Source organism: Micromonospora sp. DT4 (assembly GCF_049841675.1).
Taxonomy (GTDB): domain Bacteria; phylum Actinomycetota; class Actinomycetes; order Mycobacteriales; family Micromonosporaceae; genus Micromonospora.
This window is the reverse complement of record NZ_JBNCKT010000190.1, coordinates 1-5,899: the sequence shown is the minus strand read 5'-3', so window position 1 is coordinate 5,899 and position 5,899 is coordinate 1. Positions and strand designations below refer to the sequence as shown.

Sequence of the window (5,899 nt, the reverse complement as noted above, 5' to 3'; positions counted from 1 at the left end):
ACAACCCACACCCCCCACAACCAACCAACCCAACCAACCAACCAAGCCAACCAAACCATGGGGATGTCTCGATAAAAACAGTGGGGGCCATCTCACCAACGGCACCAGAGAACGACCCACAGCCACTTGATATGATCTATGCGCTATATCCGGTTGAGGGACTTCCACAGGTCCGCCATGGATGGGAACCAGCCGATTTGTGGACCTTCGTAAAGAATCATGATCACGCGAGGGCTGCCCCCATGATCGCCCTGGGTTATATCGACCAGCCCGGCAGGTTAAACGACAAGCTAGGGGTGCAGGCAGGCACTCAATCGCAGCGAGGGAGAAGCAGATGGCGGGTCGACTCGCGGTCGTCGGGGCCGGGCTGATGGGCTCCGGCATCGCCCAGGTGGCGGCGCAGGCGGGCTGGCAGGTGACGCTGCGCGACCTGGACGACGCGGCCACCACCCGGGGGCTCGGCGGCATCCGGAAGTCGCTGGAGAAGTTCGCCGAGAAGGGCAAGATCGAGGCGTCCGACGTCGAGGCGACGTTGGCCCGGATCACCCCGACCACCGACCTGGAGGCGGCGGCGGACGCGGACATCGTGGTCGAGGCGGTCTTCGAACGGCTGGAGATCAAGCACGAGGTGTTCCGGGCGCTGGACAAGATCTGCAAGTCCGACGCGGTGCTCGCCACCAACACGTCGGCCATTCCGGTCACCCAGATCGCGGCGGTCACCGAGCGGCCCGAGGCCGTCGTCGGCACCCACTTCTTCTCCCCGGTGCCGATGATGCAGCTCTGCGAGCTGGTGCGCGGCTACAAGACCAGCGACGCGACCCTGGACACGGCGCGGGCCTTCGCCGAGGAGCTCGGCAAGACGGTCGTCGTGGTCAACCGGGACATCGCCGGCTTCGTCACCACGCGACTGATCTCCGCGCTGGTGATGGAGGCGGTCAAGCTGGTCGAGTCCGGCGTGGTGTCCGCGGAGGACCTGGACACCGCCTGCCGGTTGGGCTTCGGGCACGCCATGGGCCCGCTGGCCACCACCGACCTGACCGGGGTGGACGTGCTGCTGCACGCCTCGAAGAACATCTACACCGACACGGCTGACGAGAAGTTCTTCCCGCCGGAGCTGCTCCAGCGCATGGTCACCGCCGGTGACCTGGGCCGCAAGACCGGCAAGGGCTTCTACACGTACTGAGTGGATGACGACCGGGGCGGTGCTGTCCGCCCCGGTCGGCCCGCTCACCCGTCGCGCTTGGTGGTCCAGCGGAAGGTGGTCAGGCAGAGCACCAGGCCGATCACGCACCACAGGGCCAGCACCAGCGCCACCCGCCCCAGCTCGAACGAGCCGCCCGGCTCCTGCGCTCCGAAGCTCTCCGGCAGGAAGACCGCCCGCAGCCCCTGACACATCCACTTCAGCGGGAAGAACGCCGCCACCTGCTGCATCCAGGTGGGCAGGTCGGTGAAGACGAAGAACACCCCGGAGATGAACTGGAGCACCAGGGCCACCGGGGTGACCACGGCCGAGCCGCTGCGGGCGGTGCGGGCCAGCGACGAGATGGCGATGCCGCACAGGGTGCACGCGGTCACCCCGAGCACGCAGACCCAGCCGAAGGTGAACCACTTCCCGGCGCTGCCGGGCAGGTCGAGGTCGAACAGTGCCACCGCGACGGCCAGCAGCAGCGCGGTCTCGGCGATCCCGATGGCCACCACCATGATCACCTTGCCGGCGAACCAGACCCACTTCGGCATCGGCGTGCCCCGGTAGCGCTTGAGCACGCCCCGGTCCCGCTCGATCGGGATCCAGATGCCCAGGTTCTGGAAGCTCACCGTCATCAGGCCGGTCGCGATCATGCCGGTGATGAAGTACTGGGTGAACTTGACCCCGCCGCCGATCGTCCCGTCGAAGATCGACGCGAAGATCAGGATCATGATGATGGGGAAGCCCATCGTGAAGACCACGGACTCCCGGCTACGCAGGAACTGCGTGATCTCCAGTCGGCCCTGGCGCAGGGCGAGCGCGCCGGCGCGGGGCGGGCGGCCGCAGCCGGCGGTGATCGGTGCGGCCGGCTTCGTCGTGGTCGTCATCGCGCATGTCCGATCATCGTGAGGTAGACGTCCTCCAGGGTCGGCCGGGTCACCGTGAGCCCGGGGACCTCGCCGCCGTAGCGCGCGGCCAGGTCGGCCACGAGGGCCGTCGGCGTCGCGCTCTGCGCGCTCTCCAGCGTCCCTTCGGGGGTACGCCAGGAGACCGTCGCCAGGGCCTCCTGGCGATTGCCGAGCTGGTTCGGCGCGGCCACCTCGACCAGCTGGCCGCCGGCGATCACACCGACCCGGTCGGCGAGCGCCTCCGCCTCGTCCAGGTAGTGCGTGGTGAGCACGATCGTGGTGCCGGCTGCGGCGAGGTCGCGGATCAGCTCCCAGAACTCGCGGCGGGCCTCCGGGTCGAAGCCGGTGGTCGGCTCGTCGAGGAAGAGCAGTTCGGGACGGCCGATGATGCCCAGCGCCACGTCGAGGCGGCGCTTCTGCCCGCCGGAGAGGGTGTGCGTACGCGCCGACGCCTTCGCGGCCAGCCCGACCCGCTCGACCACCTTGGCGGGGTCGTCCGCGTCGGGGTAGAACCCGGAGAAGTGCCGGACCACCTCCGCGACGGTCAGCTCGTCGAATTCGCCGGTGCCCTGCAACACGATGCCGACTCGGGAGCGCCAGTCGGCGTCCGGTCGGGCCGGGTCCGCGCCGAGCACGGTCACCTCGCCGGCGTCCCGGTGCCGGTAGCCCTCCAGGATCTCCACGGTGGTGGTCTTGCCCGCGCCGTTCGGGCCGAGCAACGCGAACACCTCGCCCCGGTGGACGTCGAGGTCCACGCCCGCCACCGCCACGTTGTCGCCGTACGCCTTGCGCAGCCCTCGGACGGAGATGGCCAGCTCGTCATCCATGACGTCAAGTGTGCGTCCTGGTGGCGATCGGCGGGTGCCCGGGGTGTGGCGGTCCGCGCCACCGCGCGCGCTTCGCACCCCGGCGTTCTCGACATGGACCTGTGTGGTTTTCCACAACCTCTTCTACTGAACGGTAACTTAGACTCCGGCCATGGATGAGACGCCGAGCCGGTTGCCCGAGCGGGACCGCCCGTGGGTGATGCGCACGTACGCCGGCCACTCGTCGGCCGCTGCGACGAACGCGCTCTTCCGCCGCAACCTCGCCAAGGGGCAGACCGGCCTGTCGGTCGCCTTCGACCTGCCCACCCAGACCGGGTACGACCCCGACCACGAGCTGGCCGCCGGTGAGGTCGGCCGGGTCGGCGTGCCGGTGGCCCACCTGGGGGACATGCGGGCGCTCTTCGACGGCATCCCGCTCGCCGAGATGAACACCTCGATGACCATCAACGCGCCCGCGATGTGGCTGCTCTCCCTCTACGGGACCGTCGCGATGGAGCAGGGGTGGACCGTCGACATGCTCTCCGGCACCACCCAGAACGACATCATCAAGGAGTACCTGTCCCGGGGGACGTACATCTTCCCGCCGGCGGCCTCGCTGCGGCTGACCGCGGACGTCATCGCCCACACGCTGACGACGATGCCGAAGTGGAACCCGGTCAACATCTGCTCGTACCACCTCCAGGAGGCCGGCGCGACGCCCGTGCAGGAGGTCGGCTTCGCGCTGGCCACCGCCGTCGCCGTCCTCGACGCGGTCCGCGACTCCGGTCAGGTGCCCGCCGAGCGGATGGGCGACGTGGTGCAGCGCGTCTCGTTCTTCGTCAACGCGGGCGTGCGATTCGTCGAGGAGATCGCCAAGATGCGCGCGTTCGGCGTGCTCTGGGACGAGATCACCCGGGACCGGTACGGCGTGACCGAGGCCCGGCAGCGGCGGTTCCGCTACGGCGTGCAGGTCAACTCGCTCGGCCTCACCGAGGCGCAGCCGGAGAACAACATCCAGCGGATCGTGCTGGAGCTGCTCGGCGTGACGATGTCCCGCGACGCCCGTGCCCGCGCCGTGCAGCTACCCGCCTGGAACGAGGCGCTCGGCCTGCCCCGCCCCTGGGACCAGCAGTGGTCGCTACGGATGCAGCAGGTCCTGGCGTACGAGTCGGACCTGCTCGAATACCCCGACCTCTTCGCCGGCTCGCACGTGATGACCGCGCTCGTCGACGAGATCGTCACCGGGGCACGGGCCGAGCTGGACGCCGTGTTGGAGCTGGGCGGCGTGGTGGCCGCCGTGGAGACCGGCTACCTCAAGAGCGCGCTGGTCGCCTCGCTGGCCGAACGCCGTCGCCGGATGGAGTCCGGCGTCGACGTGGTGATCGGCGTCAACCGGTACGCCGAGACCGAACCCTCTCCGCTGACCGCCGCCGGTGCGCAAGCCGTCGAGCAGGTCGATCCCGCGGTCGAGTCGGCCGCCGTGGAGGGCGTACGCCGATGGCGGGCCGACCGGGAGGCGGCCGTGGTCGACGCGGCGCTGGCCCGGCTCCGCGCGGACGCCGCGACCACCACCAACCTGATGCCGGCGACCCTTGACTGTGTGCGGGCCGGGGTGACCACCGGCGAGTGGGCCGGCGCGCTGCGCGAGGTGTTTGGGGAGTACCGGGCACCGACCGGCCTGGCCGGCGCCACCGGCAGCGGCGGCGAGCCGGGCATCGCGGCCGTCCGCGAGCGGGTCGCGGCCACCGCCCGGGAGCTGGGCACCGGCCGGCTGCGGCTGCTCGTCGGCAAGCCCGGCCTGGACGGGCACTCCAACGGCGCGGAGCAGATCGCGGTACGCGCCCGCGACGCCGGCTTCGAGGTCGTCTACCAGGGCATCCGGCTGACCGCCGGACAGATCGTGGCCGCCGCCGTCGAGGAGGACGTCGACCTGGTCGGGCTGTCCGTGCTGTCCGGCTCGCACCTGGCCGCCGTACCCGCGGTGCTGGACGGGCTGCGCGCCGCCGGCCGGGCGGACCTGCCGGTGGTGGTGGGCGGCATCATCCCCGCCGGCGACGCCGACACCCTGCGAGCCGCCGGGGTGGCCCGGGTCTTCACGCCGAAGGACTTCGCCCTCACCGGGATCATCGACGACCTGGTGACGGTCATCCGGCAGGCCAACGACCTGCCCTGATCGGGTTGTCGAAGGGGTCAACGGCCGGCGTACGTCATGCAGTCGGCCATGTCGTTGTCCGGGCCGACCTTGATGGACGACGCGTGGCACTCCAACTGCTCGTTGTGTCGGCAGTCGGAACGCTGGCAGGCGCCCACCTGCGCGGTGAGGCCGTCCACCCCGCCCCGGACGGGTGACTCGACGAAGGTGTGGCAGTGCGCGTGGTCCATGCTGCCGATGGTGATCGCGAAGGCGTGGCAGTCACCGCCCTGGTTGTACGCGCACGCAGCGACCACGCACTCCTGGACCCGGGGCATCTCCATTGCAGTGGTCATGCCGACCTCCTCTAGGCTGTTTGTCACGATCCTAGGCATTTGTCAGTGGACGCACCCTGTCAACTGCGTCCACCGCCCCCCGATGGACGCGGATGTCCGTTTCTGGGCGGGTTGGGGTGTGACCGGTCGCATCCGTCGGGCGGAATCGCGGCGGGCCGGGGGTCGTTACACACCCTGACGATCGCAGGACCACGGCCGTTCGCCCGCCCCGCCAGACCGGGTGGGAATGACCGGCCCGGCCGGGTCGTTGTGCAGCCCCGAACGGCCGCGGGCCCCGCCGCCCGCCCGGCAGGATCCGGTTCCGCCCGGTGGACAACCCCGGGAATGACCCCGATCGGCCGGTCGTTACATCCGGTTCGCGGCGCGACGAGCCCGCCGCCGCCCCCAGACTTTTCCCCTGTTCCGTGCAGCGCCGGACGAGGTGCTCACACCCATGTCATCCGATCCCCCCGGGATGTGTGGGTGTTTCCTACCCCCGAAGGAGCTACCCCCTATGACCACGATCCTGCGTA

5 protein-coding genes are annotated in these 5,899 nt (G+C 70.1%); 2 read left to right on the top strand and 3 right to left on the bottom strand.

Features of this window, described 5'->3' with window-relative positions:
- Positions 1 to 334: 334 nt before the first annotated feature.
- Positions 335 to 1,183, top strand: coding sequence for a 3-hydroxyacyl-CoA dehydrogenase family protein (locus ACLQ24_RS28185; RefSeq protein WP_425894771.1), 849 nt, complete (start codon positions 335 to 337; stop codon positions 1,181 to 1,183).
- 44 nt (positions 1,184 to 1,227) lie between these two features.
- Here the strand turns inward: ACLQ24_RS28185 and ACLQ24_RS28180 are convergent, their stop codons facing one another.
- Both ACLQ24_RS28180 and ACLQ24_RS28175 read right to left on the bottom strand, forming a co-directional pair.
- Positions 1,228 to 2,073 carry an ABC transporter permease gene (locus ACLQ24_RS28180; protein WP_425894770.1) on the bottom strand — a complete coding sequence of 282 codons (846 nt, stop codon included), beginning with the start codon at positions 2,071 to 2,073 and terminating at the stop codon, positions 1,228 to 1,230.
- Positions 2,070 to 2,921, bottom strand: a complete 852-nt coding sequence (locus ACLQ24_RS28175) for an ABC transporter ATP-binding protein (RefSeq protein WP_425894769.1) — start codon at positions 2,919 to 2,921, stop codon at positions 2,070 to 2,072. The genes ACLQ24_RS28180 and ACLQ24_RS28175 overlap by 4 nt, the downstream gene beginning before the upstream one ends.
- Positions 2,922 to 3,072: 151 nt before the next feature.
- Here ACLQ24_RS28175 and ACLQ24_RS28170 point away from each other — a divergent pair, with 151 nt between their 5' ends.
- Entirely contained in the window at positions 3,073 to 5,073 is a 2,001-nt protein-coding gene (locus tag ACLQ24_RS28170) for a protein meaA (protein WP_425894768.1), read from the top strand.
- Between the two features lie 17 nt (positions 5,074 to 5,090).
- On the opposite strand, the gene ACLQ24_RS28165 is transcribed toward ACLQ24_RS28170, so the two are convergent.
- On the bottom strand, positions 5,091 to 5,387 hold the full coding sequence (locus ACLQ24_RS28165; RefSeq protein WP_355063537.1) for a DUF1540 domain-containing protein: 297 nt from the start codon (positions 5,385 to 5,387) through the stop codon (positions 5,091 to 5,093).
- Positions 5,388 to 5,899: the final 512 nt, after the last annotated feature.